Genomic DNA, 16,124 nt, shown 5'->3' on the forward strand with positions numbered 1-16,124 from the left:
ACGAAGGAGGAACAGCGATGCGAGTGTTCGTCACGGGCGGGACCGGGGCCATCGGCGGGTATGCGGTGCCCGCCCTGATCGCGGCCGGGCACCAGGTCACAGCGCTGGCGCGCAGCCAGGCCGCCGCCGAACGACTGCGCAGCCAGGGCGCGGCCCCGGTGGCGGTGTCGCTGTTCGACCGCGACGCCCTGGCCGCGGCGTTCGCCGGTCACGACGCGGTGGTCAACCTGGCGTCGGCGTTGCCGGCCTCGCACCGCTATGTCTTCGCCTCGGCGTGGCGCGACTGCCACCGCATCCGCACCGAGGGTTCGGCCACCGTCGTCGATGCGGCGCTGCAAGCCGGGGTAGGGCGGTTGGTCCAGGAGTCGATCGTGATGACGTATCACGACGGCGGGGATCAGTGGCTCGACGAGGCGAGCCCGGTGGACCACTTCCCGATCGCCGAGGGCAACCACGCAGCCGAAGCCAACGCCCGCCGGTTCACCGAATCAGGCTCTGTCGCAGTGGTTTTGCGCTTCGGTCTGTTCTACGGCCGGGGTGCAGCGCACAGTGAGCAATTCTTCGCCGCAGCGCGACGGCACCTCGGCTTCCTGGCCGGGCGACCGGAAGGCTACATCTCCTCGATCCACCTGGCCGACGCCGCCGACGCGGTGGTCGCGGCGCTGGACTGCCCAGCCGGGGTCTACAACGTCGTCGACGACGAACCGGTCACCAAGCGCGAACACGTGCGGATCCTGGCGACCGCGGCCGGCGCCAAGCCGTGGCTGGTCGGGCCGGGCCGGCTGGCGCTGCTGCTCGGCGCGCGCACCGCGCCGATGACCAGTTCGCTGCGCGTCGACAACGCGCGGTTCCGGACCGCCACGCAGTGGCAGCCGCGATTCCCCAGCGTGCGGGAGGGCTACCGCGAGATGGCCGACGCGCTCACTCGCCCTGGAAGTTCGGCGGGCGCTTCTCGAACATCGCGGTGATGCCCTCGGACAGATCCTTGCTGGGCAGGAACGCCGAGTTCCAGGCCGCCACATAGCGCAGGCTGGCCGACACCTGGGCGGTGCGCTGCTCGTCGAGCACATCCTTGATGCCCTGCACGGTCAGCGGCGGATTGGCGGCGATCTCGGCGGCCGTCGCGTGCGCGGCGGCCAGACAGGCCTCGGCGTCGTCGAACACGTCGTTGACCAGGCCGATCTTCTCGGCGCGGGCGGCGTCGATGTCCTTGCCGGTGAGCGCCAACTCGCGCAGGTGACCCTCGGACAGGATCAGCGGGAGCCGGGCCAGGCTGCCGACGTCGGCGACGATTGCCAGCTTGACCTCGCGCACCGAGAACTTCGCATCGGCCGACGCATACCGGATGTCGACGGCGCTGATCAGGTCGACGCCGCCGCCGATGCACCAGCCGTGCACCGCGGCGATCACCGGGGTGCGGCAGTCGGCCACGGCGGTGATCGACTGCTGCATGCCGCGCAGGTGGCGGTGGAAGTCCGCGCGCGGGCGGGCCATCGCGCCTTCGGCCATCATCGGCGCCAGCGTGCTGCCGGAGGCGGCCAGGTCCAGGCCGTAGCTGAAGTGCTTACCGGACCCGGTCAACACGATCGCGCGGACCTCGGGGTCGGCGTCGAGCGTCTCGAACGCGACCGGAAGTTCGGCCCAGAACGCCGGGCCCATGGCGTTGCCCTTGCCCGGTCCGAGCAGGGTTACCTGCGCGATGTGGTCCTTGATCTCGACAGAAAGGGACTCGTAGCTGTCAGCCATAACCGTCGAGGTTAGTCGGTCCGGTTACTCCCGCTCCAACCAGAAGTAGAAGTGCCGCGGGGTGCCGCTGGTGAAGTCCAGGCCGGCCTTGCCGTTCATGATGCCCATCACGGTGTCGGCGTCGACCAGCTTGAAGTGGTCGTGGATCGGGACGCCGTCGTAGACCATGGTCGCCACCAACTCACCGCGGAACTGCTCGAGCCACAGGCTGGCTTCGCCCTTCATCCATTCGGCGTTGGAGAACTTGTTGCCGTCCTCGTCCAGGCAGACCAGCGGCTTGGCGTCGGCGGCCGAGTAGAACGCCTTGCCGTGCCAGCGGCCCTTCTCCAGCATGCCGTTGGCGCGGTGGCCGGTGACGAATTCGCCGCCGCGCCATTCGCCGAGCATGTCCTCGATGCTGGTCGGGGTCAGTTGCGCCCAGAACTCGTCGAGCTCGGCGTCGGTCAGCGGGGTGGTGCGTTGCCGCAGTTCGTCGAAGCGGGCGCGCAGGTCGGTCGTTGGCACGGTGGTTGAACCTAACGCATGGGCGGCCGCGGCCCGAAATTCAGATCCAGGATCGGGCGAATGCCAGGAAGGCGTCGTTTTCGGCCGGGGCTCCGATGGTCACCCGGACGCCGTCGGTGCCGTACGGGCGGACCAGAATCCGGGCCTGCTCGGCAGCCTGCTCGACGAAGTCGGCGGTGCGTTCGGGGCCCAGCGGCAGCCAGACGAAGTTGGCCTGCGAGTCCGGCAGTTTGTAGCCCGCGTCGCGCAGCGCGGCGCTGACCCGGCGGCGGTCGGCAACCACGGCGTCGGTGCGGGCCAGCAGTTCATCGGCCGCGCCCAGCGAGGCGATCGCCGCAGCCTGGGCCAGCGCGCTGACGGTGAACGGCACGTAGACCTTGCCGAGCGCGGTGATCAGCTCCGGATCGCCGACCGCGTAGCCGACCCGCGCGCCGGCCAGCCCGTAGGCCTTGGAGAACGTGCGCAGCACGACGACGTTGGGGTGCCGCGCGGCCAGCCCGAGACTGTCCGGCAGCAGGTCGTCGCGGATGTATTCGACGTAGGCCTCGTCGATGGCCACCACGATGTGCGGCGGCACCGCCTCGACGAAGCGGGCCAACTCGGCCGGCGGCACCACCGTGGAGGTCGGGTTGTTCGGGTTGCACACGAAGATCAGCCGGGTGCGGTCGGTGATCGCGGCCAGCATGGCGTCCAGGTCGTGGGCGTGGTCTTTCAGTGGAATCGGCACCGGGGTGGCGCCGGCCACCCGCACCTGCAGCGGGTACACCTCGAAGGCGCGCCAGCCGAACATCACCTCGTCGCCGACCGACGCGGTGACCTGGATCAGCTGTTGGCACAGACTGACCGAGCCGCAGCCGGCCGCGATGTGCTCGGGCGTGACACCGACGTGCTTGGCCAGGTGTCCCTTGAGCTCGGCGTAGCCGTTGTCCGGGTAGCGGTTGAGGGTGTCGGTGGCCTTCTCGATGGCGGTGCGCACACTGGGCAGCGGCCCGTCGACGGTTTCATTGCTGGCCAGTTTGATCGCGCCGGGCACTGTCTTGCCGGGCGTGTAGGCCGGCAGATCGGCCATCAGCGGGCGCAGCCGGGTACTCATTTGGTCAGCATAAGTGAGTGCCTGTACGCTGTGCCCTCGGCGGTTCCGGTGCTTCGACGAGGATCCGGTAACCTCTACCAAGTTCGAGGAGGCGTGCCAGAGCGGCCGAATGGGACTCACTGCTAATGAGTTGTCCCCCTTACAGGGGACCGGAGGTTCAAATCCTCTCGCCTCCGCCACACAACTGAATATGTCCAGCGCCCGTAGCTCAACGGATAGAGCATCTGACTACGGATCAGAAGGTTAGGGGTTCGAATCCCTTCGGGCGCACTTCGTACGAGCGGTGGGCGGCCTTGCTGCTTCCGGATTTCCAGCATTAACCAGTTACGCCGAGGATTTCAGTCAGTATGTGGCGAGGATCCTCGGCGTTGACGGTTATCCACAGACTCGTCGGACCGTGCAGGCGGTGGCTGCCGTTGGCCATGAGTATTGAAGCGTGGTCGTCGGCGACGTGCTTCGACAGCAGGACGGCGTGATCTCGCGTCAGCAGGCCCTGGCTGCGGGCCTGGCCGATCATCAGATCCGGCGGTTGCTCCGCCGCAACGAGTGGGCCCGTGTGCACAGCGGTGTCTACGTCGATCACACCGGTCCGCTGACCTGGCGGCAACGGGCCTGGGCAGCAGTGCTTTACGCGGCTCCGGCGGCGCTGTGCTTCGAATCGGCCATGAGCGAAGACTCGGCACTGATCCATGTTGCGGTCGCACGGCAGCGCGCCATGTTGGCCGAGCCGCCGGGAGTTCGCATTCATCACCTCGACCACCTGTCGGAGCGGGTGCTGTGGAATGTCGGCCCGCCACGGATGCGCTACGAGGAAGCCGTCCTCGACGTCGCGGCCCGTGCAGCAGCAGACCTCGATGTCATTGCGACATTGGCCAACGCGTGCCAATCGCGGCGGACGACCGCACAGCGGCTATTGCAGGCCCTCGACTCCCGGAAACGGTTGCCTCGTCGCCGGTGGCTGCGGTCGGTGTTGGTCGACATCGCCGAGGGCACCTGTTCGGTGCTCGAACATGGCTATCTGGTTCGCGTCGAGCGGTCGCACGGACTACCTCGGGCGCGGCGACAGCAGAAGTCTGCGTCTTCAGTCGGCGTCTGCTACCGCGATGCCCAGTACGGCGACGGGCTCGTGGTGGAACTCGATGGCCGGCTCTACCACGATTCGGCGACTCGGCGGGATGCGGATTTCGAACGGGACCTCGATGCTGCCGTCGACGGCCGGTCGACCCTTCGGCTTACTTACGGGCAGGTCTTCGACCGGCCATGCCAGACCGCAGCCAAGATCGCCCAGGTGCTGCGGCGGCAGGGGATCGACGCGCCCGGCCGACGGTGCGGGCCGGACTGCGAGTTCGGCCCGCTGGACCAAGCGGCCTGAGGCAGTTGTGCCGAGGATTGCAGTCAGTATTCGGCAAGGATCCTCGGCATAAGGTGCGATCGTCGCGGCCACGGCGATTGAGCCGGGTGGGACGCTTGCTCGGCGGTACTTGTGCCGAGGATTGCAGCCACTATTCGGCAAGGATCCTCGGCATAACTGGGCGCGGGCCAAAGCGCGGGCTAAAGCAGGGCCGCCGAGCGGGGACGGGTACTTCGGTCGCAACTGGGCGTTCAGCGGCGGGTCAGCGGCAGCACACCCAGGGAATGAATCGGACCGTAGTCCGGTTATACCGGGTACTGACTCCCATAGGAGGTACCCATGCCCGCCATCACCGCCGACACCTTGACTTTGCCCCGCATCCCATCGCCCCAGCCGACCGACACCGACCGTCCGGTGCGCTCGATCACCACCGGCCCGCGCGGCTACGAGGGTGAAGGCTTCCCGGTCGTGCGGGCATTCGCCGGGGTCAGCGCTGCCGCACTCGACCCGTTCGTGCACATGGACCAGATGGGCGAGGTCGAATACCAGCCCGGTGAACCGCGCGGCACCGACTGGCACCCGCATCGCGGCTTCGAGACCGTCACCTACATGATCGACGGCCGCTTCGCCCACCAGGATTCACACGGCGGTGGCGGTCTGATCACCGACGGCGCCACGCAGTGGATGACCGCCGGCTCCGGCATCCTGCACATCGAAACCCCGCCGGCCGAACTGGTGGACAGTGGTGGCATGTTCCACGGCATCCAGCTGTGGGTCAACCTGCCCCGCGAGCACAAGTTCGCCCAACCGAAGTACCAGGCCATCGAGGGCGGCGAGGTCAAGCTGCTGTCGTCTGAGGACGGTGGGGCGCTGGTCCGCGTGATCGCCGGCGACATCGACGGGCACTCCGGGCCGGGTTCGACGTTCACGCCGATCACCCTGGCGCACAGCACCATCCAGCCCGGCGCTCGGCTCAGCCTGCCCTGGAACCGGGAGTTCAACGCGCTGGTATATGTGCTGTCCGGTCGCGGCAGCATCGGCCCCGTCGGGCAGCCCATCGAAGGAGGCCAGCTGGCTGTCCTGGGTCCCGGTGACCGAATCACCGTCAAGGCCGACGGCACACAGGATTCCCACCGACCCGCCATGGAGGTTCTGCTGTTGGGCGGCCAACCGATTCGAGAGCCCGTGTTCCACTACGGACCGTTCGTGATGAACACCAAGGCCGACGTGATCCAGGCGCTCGAGGACTTCCAGTCCGGCAAGTTCGGTCAGATCCCGCCCGATGCGCTGACGCCGCACCGGCCGATGCGCTGATGCCGCACCGCTGAACTACGCGGGCTTGATCCCGACGGTGAGCAGATCCGACACCAGTTGGGTCCACAGCGGTCGCCGCACGCGGTGCTGTTCATCGACGCTGAACCCGGCGTCGGTGAACAGTTCCCGCATCTGCTCGGCGGTGGGGTTGTGTGCAGGTGCGAGGCGATGGTCGAGCACCGCGGAAAACGGGAACACCGCCAGCGGGCTGATCGTGGTCACCGCGACGACGCCGCCGGGGGCCAGCACGCGGTGGAACTCGCGCAACGCGGCGGGCTGATCGAAGAAGTGAAACGCCGAGGTGGTCACCACCGCGTCCAACGCGCCGTCCTCGAACGGCAACTCTTCGGCCGGCGCGCTCAGCCAGTGCACCTCAGCGGAGCGGGCCTTCGCCTTGGCCAGCATGCCCTCGGACATGTCGACGCCGTACACCTCGTCCGGCGCCAGTTCCCGCTGGATCCGGTCGGCCAGAATGCCGGTGCCGCAGGCCACGTCGACCACTCGGGTGCAGCCCTGGGCGCGCAACACCTCGATCACCTCGTCTTGGGCGGGGCGGTAAAACCACTGCAGGGCGGCCAAATCGTAGGCGGGCGAGGCGAAGCTCCAGAACTTGGTCACCGCCTCGTTGAGGTTGCGTCGAGGTACCGAGGACATACCTCGACGGTACGCGGCGCCGACGGGTGCCGACCAGGGCAGCAAGCAAAGCCCCCGGCGCGGCCAGCTTCGGTGCGCTGCATGGGTGAAACACCGCCGTCACATCCCTGCAACAGCAACTGGCTACCTTCACCCCGACCATGGCCGCGCAAGGAAGGCAGTGATGACGCCGAGCATGCCCGCCCAGCCGAGCCGAATCCCGGTGCGGCTCGACGTGGCAGGATCACGCCCATGCGTCTGACTCCGCATGAACAGGACCGTCTGCTGATCTCCTATGCCGCGGAGTTGGCCCGTCGACGGCAGGCGCGTGGGCTGCGGCTCAACCAGCCCGAGGCGGTCGCGATCATCACCGACCACCTGCTCGAGGGTGCCCGAGACGGCCGCACCGTCGCCGAGTTGATGTCCAGCGGACGCGAGGTGCTCGGTGTGCACGACGTGATGGACGGCGTGCCCGACTTGGTCCCGGAGGTCCAGGTGGAAGCCACCTTCCCGGACGGCACGAAACTGGTGACCGTGCACCACCCGATCTCATGAGTAGGCCGGGCGAGATCCTGTTCGCGGCCGACGAGATCAGCATCAACGACGGTGCACCGCGGCTGGAGCTGCCGATCGTCAACACCGTCGACCGCCCGGTGCAGGTCGGCAGCCACGTGCACCTGCCGCAGGCCAACGCGGCACTGGACTTCGACCGCACCGCCGCCCACGGCCATCGCCTCGACGTGCCGGCCGGCACCGCGGTGCGATTCGAACCCGGTGTGGCCCAATGGGTTCTGCTGGTTCCGATGGGCGGGGACCGCGCGGTGTACGGGCTGAGCCTGAATCCGCCCGGCCGGTTGGACGCATCATGACCTCGCTGTCGCGGGAACGCTACGCCGCGCTGTACGGACCGACCACCGGTGACCGGATCCGGCTGGCCGACACCGACCTGCTGATCGAGATCACCGAGGACCGCAGCGGCGGACCGGGCCGGGCCGGCGACGAGGCCGTTTTCGGCGGCGGCAAGGTGCTGCGCGAGTCGATGGGCCAGGGCCGGGCGACCCGCGCCGAGGGTGCACCCGACACCGTGATCACCGGTGCGGTGATTCTGGATCACTGGGGGATCATCAAGGCCGACATCGGTATTCGGGACGGCCGAATCTCGGCGATCGGCAAGGCCGGCAACCCCGACATCATGGACGGGGTGCACCCCGGCCTGGTGGTCGGCCCCTCGACCGAGGTGATCGCCGGCAACGGCCGGATCCTCACCGCGGGCGGTATCGACTGTCACGTGCACTTCATCTGCCCGCAGATCATGGAGGAGGCACTCGGTTCGGGCATCACCACCATGATCGGCGGCGGTACCGGACCGGCCGAGGGCAGCAAGGCCACCACGGTCAGCCCCGGCGCCTGGCACCTGGCCCGCATGTTGGAAGCGTTGGACGGCTGGCCGATGAACATCGCGCTGCTGGGCAAGGGCAACACCGTCAGCGCCGAATCCATGTGGGAGCAACTACGTGGCGGCGCTTCGGGTTTCAAACTGCATGAGGACTGGGGCTCGACGCCTGCGGCGATTGACGCCTGCCTGCGGGTCGCCGACGCCTCCGGTGTGCAGGTTGCCCTGCACACCGACACCCTCAATGAAGCCGGGTTCGTCGAGGACACCGTAGCTGCGATCGCCGGTCGTTCGATCCACGCCTACCACACCGAGGGTGCTGGCGGCGGCCACGCGCCGGACATCATCACCATCGCGGGCCAACCGCACGTGCTGCCCAGCTCCACCAACCCGACCCGGCCGCACACCGTCAACACGCTCGACGAACACCTGGACATGCTGATGGTGTGCCACCACCTCAAGCCCAGCGTCCCAGAGGATTTGGCGTTCGCTGAAAGCCGGATCCGGCCGTCCACCATCGCCGCCGAAGACCTACTGCATGACATCGGTGCCATCTCGATGATCGGCAGCGACGCCCAGGCGATGGGCCGGGTCGGCGAGGTGGTGATCCGCACCTGGCAGACCGCGCACGTGATGAAACGTCGCCGCGGCGCGCTGCCCGGCGACGGCGCGGCCGACAACCTGCGGGCCCGCAGATATGTAGCTAAGTACACCATCTGCCCGGCCGTTGCGCATGGTCTGGACGACGAAGTCGGCTCGGTCGAAGTGGGCAAGCTCGCCGACCTGGTGCTGTGGGATCCCCGCTTCTTCGGGGTACGGCCGCACGCGGTGCTCAAGGGCGGCATGATCGCCTGGGCCGCGATGGGTGACGCCAACGCCTCGATCCCGTCGCCGCAGCCGGTGCTGCCGCGACCCGCATTCGGCGCGGCCCCAGCCGCCGCGGCCGCCACGTCGGTGCATTTCGTGGCGCCGGCCGCGCTCGACGACGGTCTGCCGCAACGACTGCGGGTCAACCGATCGCTGGTCGCGGTGAAGGACACCCGCCGGATCGGCAAGGCCGACATGCCGCACAATGACGCACGGCCGGACATCGAGGTCGATCCGGACACCTTCACGGTGCGGATCGACGGCCAGGTGTGGCAGGAGCAACCGGCCACCGAACTGCCGATGGCACAACTGTATTTCCTGTTCTGATGACACTGGTGACGCTGCTTGGGCTGGCCGACTCCCGATTACCGGCCGGTGGCCACGTGCATTCCGGCGGCATGGAGGAAGCGATCACCTGCGGGTTGGTCGGCGACCTGGACACGCTGCGGGCCTACCTGCGTCGACGGATCCGCACCCAAGCCCTGGTGACCGCATCCTTGGCGGCCGCGGTCGCCGACGGCCGGTTGACGCCGAACCAGGCCGACCGCGAAACCGATGCCCGCACACCGGCTCCGGCCGCGCGGCAGGCCTCGAGGGTGCAGGGCCGCGGACTGCTGCGGCTGGCACGACGAGTCTGGCCGGACGCGGGCAGCCCCGGTGCCGAGAGTGTTTGGGATGACCTGGGCCGCAGCCCGCACCTGCCGGTGGTGTCCGGGGTGGTCGGCCGGGTTGCCGGGCTGTCCGCGCAGCAGACCGCGATCTCGTTGGTGTACACCAGCATGACCGGCAGCGCCACCGCGGCGCAGCGCCTGCTCGCACTCGATCCCGCCGACGTCGCGGCGATCACCTTCGAGCTCGCGGGGTTGTGTGAGGACACCGCGGCACGCGCCTGCGCAGAGCTCGCCGACCTGTCCGACCCGCTGCTGGATGTGCTGGCGCAACGCCACGTCGAGCGGGACCGACCATTGTTCGTCTCGTGAACCACCTGCCGTCCCGTGGGTCGGGCAACAGGGGAAAGGATCAGCATGCCACCACATTTCATTGACGCCGAGGTGCAGGGCCCGTCGGCCAAACGCATCCGCACGCCCGGCGAAGCGCTGCGCATCGGGGTCGGCGGACCGGTCGGGTCCGGCAAGACCGCGTTGGTCGCCGCGCTGTGCCGACAGCTGCGTGACGAACTGTCGCTGGCCGTGCTGACCAACGACATCTACACCACCGAGGACGCCGACTTCCTGCGCCGGCACGCCGTGCTGCCCGACGAGCGGATTGCTGCCGTACAGACCGGCGGCTGCCCGCACACCGCGATCCGCGATGACATCACCGCCAACCTGGATGCCATCGACGACCTGGTCGCCGGCAATCCGGCACTGGACCTGATCCTGGTGGAGTCCGGTGGCGACAACCTGACCGCGATGTTCTCCACCGGTCTGGTCGACGTGCAGATCTTCGTGATCGACGTGGCCGGCGGCGACAAGGTGCCCCGCAAGGGCGGACCCGGCGTGACATTCTCAGACCTGTTGGTGATCAACAAGACTGATCTGGCTGCGCTGGTCGGCGCGGATCTCGACGTCATGCGCCGCGACGCCGGTAAGGTGCGCCACGACCGCCCCGCGGTGTTCGTGTCCCTGGTCGAGGATCCGGCGGCGACGCCGGTGCTGTCCTGGGTGCGCGAACAACTCGCGTCCTGATGCACTCCGAAGTCCTGATCGTCGCCTCGGTCGACCGGGCCCCACGGGTCGACGGGCGAGGCGCGATCGCGGTGCGCCAAACCGGCCCGAATACCGTGCATTTGGTGTCTGCGGCCGCGACTCCGCTGGGCGGTGACAGCAGCACGGTGCGGATCGTGGTCGAGCGCGGTGCGACGCTGCGGGTGCGCTCGGTGGCCGCGGCCATCGCACTGCCCGGGCCGGACACCCGAGAATCGAACGCCGAGTGGAGTTTCGAGGTGGCCGGTGAGCTCGACGTCGATCCGGAACCGATGATCGTGGCGGCCGCAGCCCGGCACCTGAGCAGCACCCGGATCCAACTCGACGAGGACGCCAACATCTGGATCCGGGAACGCGTGCAGATCGGGCGCACCGGAGAACACCAAGGATTCTGGTCCGGCGCGCTGAGCGTCGATGTCGGGGCGGCACCGCTGGTGCGGCACCGCGTCGAACTCGGTGCCGGCTCGGTGATCGACGACGAACTCGGCACGGTCCGCGCCCAGATCAGCCAACTCCGTTATCCGGGCACCGATCTACCCGGCGACGGGCTGACCCTCGAGCTGGAACATGGCGGCTGCCTGTCCACCTGGCAGGGTCCGCAGTTGCCGCCGGCCTAGCATCAGCGGCGCACCGACTCAGTTGATGGTCAGGCCACCGTCGACCGCGATGGTCTGACCCACCACGTACCCGCCGGCCTTCGAGGCCAGCCAGACCGCGCTGGCCGCCAACTCGGCGGGGTCGCCGGTGCGGCCCAGCACCACGCGCGGCATCTGCGAATCCAGGTAGCCAGGCTTGTACTCGTCGGTCATCTCCGACAAGAAGAAGCCCGGCGCCAACGCGTTGACCCGAATTCCCTTGCGCCCGCCCCACTGCGCAGCCAGGTCGCGGGTCAGGCCGATGACACCGGCCTTGGATGCGGCGTAGGCCGCCTGCGGCAAGCCCGCGGTGGTGATGCCCAGGATGCTGGAGATGTTGATGATCGAACTGCCGGGCTGCATCACCCGGCCGCAGGCCTGCGCCATCCAGTAGGAGCCCTCCAGGTTGATGTCGATCACCTTGCGGAACTCTTCGGGGGTTTCCCGCGTCGAGGGCACCGCGGTGCCGATGCCGGCGTTGTTGACCAACACGTCGACGTGGCCGAACTCTTTCATCGCGGCGTCCACCAGCGCTTGGCACTGTTCGGGATCGGCGACGTCGGTCTGCACACTCAGTGCCCGCCGACCGGCGGCCTGCACCAGCGCCGCGGTGTCGGCCAACTTCTCCACCCGGCGGGCGGCCAGGACGACGTCGGCGCCGGCTTCGGCGAAGGCCTGCGCGAACGAAACACCCAGCCCCGAGGAGGCTCCGGTGACGATGACAACCTTGTCGTCGAGCTTGAACGAATCCAGCACGCTCAATGTTCTTCCTTACTTGTCAGTACTTTTGGCGAGCAGCAGCGATCAGGACGGGTTGCGCAGCACCTGGCGGGCGATGGCATGCTTGTGCACCTCGGTCGGCCCGTCGTAGAGCCGGAAGGCGCGCATGTCGGAGAAGATCATCGCGACCGGCGTCTCATCGGAAATGCCCATGCCGCCCAGGATTTGGACGCAGCGGTCGGCCACCTTGAACAGTTCCTCGGAGACATAGGCCTTGACCATCGAGCTTTCGTGCCGGCCCTTGGCGCCGGAGTCCAACGTCCAGCAGGCCCACCAGATCGCCAGCCGGCACTGCTGCAGAGCGATCTCGTTGTCGGCGATCATGAAGCTCACGCCCTGGTGTTCGGACAGCGTCTTGCCGAAACCGGTTCGGGTGCGGGCATGTTCGATCGCGATCGACTGCGCGCGTGAAGCTGCACCCAGCCAGCGCATGCAGTGCGTCAAACGCGCCGGAGCCAGCCGCAGCTGGGCGTAACGCAGCGCCTGACCCACCTCGCCGAGCACGGCCGAGGCCGGCAGCCGCAGGTCGTTGAACCGCACCACGCCGTGCCCTTCGACGTAGTTGCGGTCCATCGTGTTCATCACTCGCTCGAGTTCGATGCCCGGCGTATTGCCGTCGCACAAGAACAGCGTCGGACCATCGGCGCCATGGGAATTCGGCGCCACCCGGGCCATGATGATCCAGGTGCGGGCGCCGTTGGCGCCGGTGATCAGCCACTTCAGGCCGTTGATCACGTACTCGTTGCCGTCGAACACGGCCTCGGTGGCCAACTGGTTGGGATCCGAACCGGCGCCGCCGGGTTCGGTCATCGCGAACACCGAACGCTGCTTGCCCTCGATCACCGGGACCAGGAACTTCTCGACCTGTTCGTCGTTGGCGATCTTGCCGAGCAGGAACATGTTGCCCTCATCGGGGGCTGCGCAGTTCAACGCGACGGGCCCCAGCGTGGACCAGCCGGCCGCCTCGAACAGCACGGCCTGCTCGAGGTGGCTGGGCTCGCGGCCGCCGAACCGGTGCGGCGCCTGGAAGGTCAACAGTCCGGCCTTGCGGGCCAGGTCCACCAGCTCGGTGCGCAGCTCCTCGGTGGGGCCGTGCCGGGTCAGTCGGGGATCGGTCTCGAATGGGACCACCTGCTCGGTGACGAACGCGCGGATCTGGTCGCGCAGAGCGGTCACGCTGGCGGGAACCTCGAAGTCGATCATGCCTCTCCAATCAGGGTCTCAGCCCGTTCGAACAGTCGCAGGGTCGCGGTGTGCAGGTGATCACCGATCTCGACCGGCGCCAGGCCGGCCGCGGCTCGGGCGTGACTGCCCTCCAAGATGATCCCGAGCTTGAAGCAGGCCATCACGGCGTACCACTTGATGTGGGTCAGGTCCCGGTTGGTGTGCTGGGCGTACCGGTTGACCAGGTCATCGGGTGTGCACAGGCCGGGGGCGTCCATCAGGGCCTGGCCCAGCACGGTGTCCTGCCCGGGATAACGCCAGGTGGCCAGCATCCAGCCCAGGTCCAGCAGCGGGTCGCCGATGGTGCTCATCTCCCAGTCGACGATCGCGACGACTTCGGGTCCGGTCTTGGCGAACATCACGTTGGCGCCGTGGTAGTCGCCGTGCATGATGCCCGGCGTCCAGGACTGCGGGCAGCGTTCGGAGAGCCACTGCGCGACGCCGTCGACGTCACCGATCTGCGGCCCGGCGTAACCCTCGAAGCCGGAATACGATTCCAGCTCGGACAGCCAGCGCGGCACCTGCCGCTCCAGGAAACCGTCCGGCTTGCCGTACTTCTCCAGACCCACCGCGATGTGGTCGACGGCGCCCAGCTTGGCCAGCGCGTCGGCCATCGACAACCCCATCTGGAACTGGATCGACTCATCGGTGGCATGCGGTTCCGGCAGGGCTTCCCCGGCGTTGAAGCCGTCGATGGGTTCCATCAGGTAGAACACCGCGTCGCCGAGGACCTCGGGGTCGTCGCACACCGCGATCAGTCCGGCGTGCGGGACGTCGGTGCCGGCCAGCGCGCCCAACACCTGCGTCTCGCGCAAGATCACCTTGTTGCTGATCGGCCGCAGGTGCTGCGGGCCGCGCCGGAAGACGAACGGGCGCCCATCGCGCTCGAAGCGCACCATGATGTTCTGGGTGCCACCGCCGATCGGGGTGACGTTCTCCAACGGACCCTCAGCCAGGCCACGCGCCGACATCCACTCCGAGACTTTGTCCAGATCGTCCACGACTGACAACCTACCGGTTGGTTGGTCCGGTCTGGTCTGTGGTGTCGGATACCGCGGCCGCCGGCGCAGTGGATTCCTCGGGGCGTTTGTGCTGCCACGGCCAGAAGCCGCTGATCTCGAGTTCCAGCGACCAACTCAGGAAAGTCCGGATCAGCACGATGCCGGCCAGCACGCCGATGCTCTCCATGGTCGGGGTGATCGCCACGGTCCGGATGATGTCGGCGGCCACCAGCAGTTCCAGGCCGAGCAGGATGGCCCGGCCGAGTTGACCGCGGAACAGCCGATAGGTGTGCGGTGTCTTGCGCAGCATCCGCCCGACCGCGACGCCGGCGGCCACCACCGCACCCACCGCGATGACGGCGACCCCGACCCCGTCGATGACCTTGCCCACGATCTCGATGGCCTCATAGAACTCCATGCCAGGCAAACCTACTGTGGCCGCGGACCGCTCAGGTCAAGGACGCCCAGAACCGGGTCAGTGCCTGGGCGCTGCGCTGCGGATCCTGCAGCATCCACCAGTGTCCCAGTCCGTCGAGCACCTCGACCCGGGCCCCGGCCCGCTGCGCGGCGCGCCGGATCGTGGACTGCTCACCCAGGTAGGGATCGTCGGTCGCGAGCAGCGCCAAACCCGGTCGGGCGGCGGCCGCCGGCAGCAACGCGGCGACCTCGGCCAATGTGGTTTCCGGAGCCGACCGGTACAGGGTGAGGATGGCGCGTCCCATCTCGGGGGTCTGCCCGACGGCGACGACGGCTGCGGTTTCGGGTGGAAAACCTAACGCGACAAGCGTTTCGGCGCGCTGCTCGACCGGGCCGCCGATCATCGAGTCGATCAGTTCCTCACCCGCGCCGGGGGTCTGCCACACCTTGGCCATGTCGTGCCAGGTGTAGTCCGGGTCGAACAATCCGATCACGTCGGTGGCCCAGCTGCGCACCAGCTCGGGCTGCTGCAGCACCACATTGACGACGTGTCCGCCACCCCAGTCGTGGCCCACCAGGTCGACCGGTGCGTCGAAGCGCCCCAACTCGCCGGCCAGCCAGTCCCGGTAGCCGGTGTGGGTTGGCTCGAAGTCCGCGGGCAGCGGTGCACCGAAACCCGGTGGTGAGAGCCGGACCACGTCGCTGCGCCCGAGGGCTGCCACCAGCGGGTCCCAGATCGCGTCGGTTTCCGGATTGCCATGCACCAAGACGACGGTCATGGCCCCATGCTGGCATGCCGCACCGACGTTGCTACAGGGACCGCGCCCGGGTCGTCAGCGCTGCGGTGAGATCGCGGTCGCGGTGCTGACCCCGTCGGTCAGCACGCCGCGGATGGTGGCGGTGTCGCCGGCCTGCGCCGGTTCGCGGGTCTGCCGGGTGTCGGCGGTGATGGTGTAGGTCGCGACAAACCCGTCGGCGCTGCGCGCAGTGATCGACGTGTCCGTCACCTCGGTGACGGTCCCGGTCTGGGTCAACTGGGTGGTGAACCCGCCGTCTTCGTCGGTGACCACGAACTGTCCGTGCAGCGCGGTCGGCGTTTGGGCGTCGCGCCCGAAACTCGGGCCGGGCCCACCTGGGCCGCCGGGCCCACCGCCGGGCGCATCGAAGCCGCCCTGCGCGGTCGCACCGCCGTCGACGGCGTAGATCACCGCGGCGCCGCCGGCCGCCAACAGCACTGCGATCCCGACCGCGCCCAGCGTCTTGCGCATCGACCACTGCGGTTGCTCGTCGGTGGTTTCGCCCCAGACGGGCGAGGAAACCTCGGTCTGCATGCCACCACGGTGGCGCGCGCAGCTGTGTGCCGGCTGTGTAACAGCCCAGCAGGCGATGTGGCGCACAACCCGCTCTGATCTTCACAGCCGGCGCATAGAATCGACACAGGGTCGGCCCATCGAAATTTC

The 16,124-nt window shown here is 68.3% G+C and carries 19 protein-coding genes and 2 tRNA genes; 11 read left to right on the top strand and 10 right to left on the bottom strand.

The annotated features are described in order from the left end of the window. Positions 1–17 precede the first annotated feature (17 nt). A complete protein-coding gene (locus AC5Y3P_RS13045; protein ID WP_500046322.1) occupies positions 18–968 on the top strand; it encodes an NAD-dependent epimerase/dehydratase family protein in 951 nt (316 codons plus the stop codon). On the opposite strand, the gene AC5Y3P_RS13050 is transcribed toward AC5Y3P_RS13045, so the two are convergent. The 3 genes from AC5Y3P_RS13050 to AC5Y3P_RS13060 are packed head-to-tail and all read right to left on the bottom strand — an operon-like array spanning position 922 to position 3,343. Next, positions 922–1,746, bottom strand: coding sequence for a crotonase/enoyl-CoA hydratase family protein (locus AC5Y3P_RS13050; protein WP_500046323.1), 825 nt, complete (start codon positions 1,744–1,746; stop codon positions 922–924). The two genes, AC5Y3P_RS13045 and AC5Y3P_RS13050, sit on opposite strands and share 47 nt — an antisense overlap. 24 nt (positions 1,747–1,770) lie before the next feature. Beyond that, positions 1,771–2,250, bottom strand: coding sequence for a DUF4334 domain-containing protein (locus AC5Y3P_RS13055; protein WP_500046324.1), 480 nt, complete (start codon positions 2,248–2,250; stop codon positions 1,771–1,773). Positions 2,251–2,290: 40 nt separating this feature from the next. Continuing rightward, the gene (locus AC5Y3P_RS13060) at positions 2,291–3,343 is read right to left on the bottom strand and encodes a pyridoxal phosphate-dependent aminotransferase (protein ID WP_500046325.1); all 1,053 of its coding nucleotides are present in this window, start codon (positions 3,341–3,343) and stop codon (positions 2,291–2,293) included. A gap of 87 nt (positions 3,344–3,430) precedes the next feature. On the opposite strand from AC5Y3P_RS13060, the gene AC5Y3P_RS13065 reads away from it, so the two are divergent. The 4 genes from AC5Y3P_RS13065 (at position 3,431) to AC5Y3P_RS13080 (ending at position 6,008) form a co-directional block, all read left to right on the top strand. Next, positions 3,431–3,522 (top strand) — tRNA-Ser (locus AC5Y3P_RS13065). Positions 3,523–3,540: 18 nt separating this feature from the next. Continuing rightward, positions 3,541–3,613: transfer RNA gene (locus tag AC5Y3P_RS13070), tRNA-Arg, on the top strand. 166 nt (positions 3,614–3,779) lie between these two features. Continuing rightward, positions 3,780–4,715: a type IV toxin-antitoxin system AbiEi family antitoxin domain-containing protein gene (locus AC5Y3P_RS13075; RefSeq protein WP_500046326.1), complete on the top strand. Its 936-nt coding sequence runs from the start codon at positions 3,780–3,782 to the stop codon at positions 4,713–4,715. A 318-nt stretch (positions 4,716–5,033) separates the two neighbouring features. Further along, on the top strand, positions 5,034–6,008 hold the full coding sequence (locus AC5Y3P_RS13080) for a pirin family protein (protein ID WP_500046327.1): 975 nt from the start codon (positions 5,034–5,036) through the stop codon (positions 6,006–6,008). 15 nt (positions 6,009–6,023) lie between these two features. Here the strand turns inward: AC5Y3P_RS13080 and AC5Y3P_RS13085 are convergent, their stop codons facing one another. Continuing rightward, positions 6,024–6,662, bottom strand: coding sequence for a class I SAM-dependent methyltransferase (locus tag AC5Y3P_RS13085; RefSeq protein WP_500046328.1), 639 nt, complete (start codon positions 6,660–6,662; stop codon positions 6,024–6,026). A 231-nt stretch (positions 6,663–6,893) separates the two neighbouring features. Here AC5Y3P_RS13085 and AC5Y3P_RS13090 point away from each other — a divergent pair, with 231 nt between their 5' ends. The 6 genes from AC5Y3P_RS13090 to AC5Y3P_RS13115 are packed head-to-tail and all read left to right on the top strand — an operon-like array spanning position 6,894 to position 11,224. Further along, a complete protein-coding gene (locus AC5Y3P_RS13090) occupies positions 6,894–7,196 on the top strand; it encodes an urease subunit gamma (RefSeq protein ID WP_500046329.1) in 303 nt (100 codons plus the stop codon). After that, positions 7,193–7,510, top strand: a complete 318-nt coding sequence (gene ureB / locus AC5Y3P_RS13095; RefSeq protein WP_500046330.1) for an urease subunit beta — start codon at positions 7,193–7,195, stop codon at positions 7,508–7,510. The genes AC5Y3P_RS13090 and ureB overlap by 4 nt, the downstream gene beginning before the upstream one ends. Continuing rightward, the gene (locus tag AC5Y3P_RS13100; RefSeq protein ID WP_500046331.1) at positions 7,507–9,228 is read left to right on the top strand and encodes an urease subunit alpha; all 1,722 of its coding nucleotides are present in this window, start codon (positions 7,507–7,509) and stop codon (positions 9,226–9,228) included. Before ureB ends, AC5Y3P_RS13100 begins: the two co-directional genes overlap by 4 nt. Beyond that, complete coding sequence (locus AC5Y3P_RS13105) at positions 9,225–9,881, top strand: urease accessory protein UreF (RefSeq protein WP_500046410.1); 657 nt, start codon at positions 9,225–9,227, stop codon at positions 9,879–9,881. Before AC5Y3P_RS13100 ends, AC5Y3P_RS13105 begins: the two co-directional genes overlap by 4 nt. A gap of 45 nt (positions 9,882–9,926) precedes the next feature. After that, complete coding sequence (gene ureG / locus AC5Y3P_RS13110; protein ID WP_500046332.1) at positions 9,927–10,589, top strand: urease accessory protein UreG; 663 nt, start codon at positions 9,927–9,929, stop codon at positions 10,587–10,589. Further along, the gene (locus AC5Y3P_RS13115) at positions 10,589–11,224 is read left to right on the top strand and encodes an urease accessory protein UreD (protein ID WP_500046333.1); all 636 of its coding nucleotides are present in this window, start codon (positions 10,589–10,591) and stop codon (positions 11,222–11,224) included. The genes ureG and AC5Y3P_RS13115 overlap by 1 nt, the downstream gene beginning before the upstream one ends. An 18-nt stretch (positions 11,225–11,242) precedes the next feature. Here the strand turns inward: AC5Y3P_RS13115 and AC5Y3P_RS13120 are convergent, their stop codons facing one another. The 6 genes from AC5Y3P_RS13120 to AC5Y3P_RS13145 are packed head-to-tail and all read right to left on the bottom strand — an operon-like array spanning position 11,243 to position 15,995. Beyond that, positions 11,243–12,004 carry an SDR family NAD(P)-dependent oxidoreductase gene (locus AC5Y3P_RS13120; RefSeq protein WP_500046334.1) on the bottom strand — a complete coding sequence of 254 codons (762 nt, stop codon included), beginning with the start codon at positions 12,002–12,004 and terminating at the stop codon, positions 11,243–11,245. A 42-nt stretch (positions 12,005–12,046) separates the two neighbouring features. Beyond that, positions 12,047–13,225, bottom strand: coding sequence for an acyl-CoA dehydrogenase family protein (locus AC5Y3P_RS13125; protein ID WP_500046335.1), 1,179 nt, complete (start codon positions 13,223–13,225; stop codon positions 12,047–12,049). Continuing rightward, positions 13,222–14,217, bottom strand: coding sequence for a phosphotransferase family protein (locus AC5Y3P_RS13130; protein ID WP_500046411.1), 996 nt, complete (start codon positions 14,215–14,217; stop codon positions 13,222–13,224). The genes AC5Y3P_RS13125 and AC5Y3P_RS13130 overlap by 4 nt, the downstream gene beginning before the upstream one ends. A gap of 40 nt (positions 14,218–14,257) precedes the next feature. Further along, positions 14,258–14,665, bottom strand: coding sequence for a DUF1622 domain-containing protein (locus AC5Y3P_RS13135; protein ID WP_500046336.1), 408 nt, complete (start codon positions 14,663–14,665; stop codon positions 14,258–14,260). Between the two features lie 31 nt (positions 14,666–14,696). Continuing rightward, positions 14,697–15,443 carry an alpha/beta fold hydrolase gene (locus tag AC5Y3P_RS13140; protein ID WP_500046337.1) on the bottom strand — a complete coding sequence of 249 codons (747 nt, stop codon included), beginning with the start codon at positions 15,441–15,443 and terminating at the stop codon, positions 14,697–14,699. Positions 15,444–15,497: 54 nt separating this feature from the next. Beyond that, positions 15,498–15,995: a hypothetical protein gene (locus AC5Y3P_RS13145; protein ID WP_500046338.1), complete on the bottom strand. Its 498-nt coding sequence runs from the start codon at positions 15,993–15,995 to the stop codon at positions 15,498–15,500. Between the last annotated feature and the right edge of the window lie 129 nt (positions 15,996–16,124).

This window comes from Mycobacterium sp. NGS45 (genome assembly GCF_059812645.1).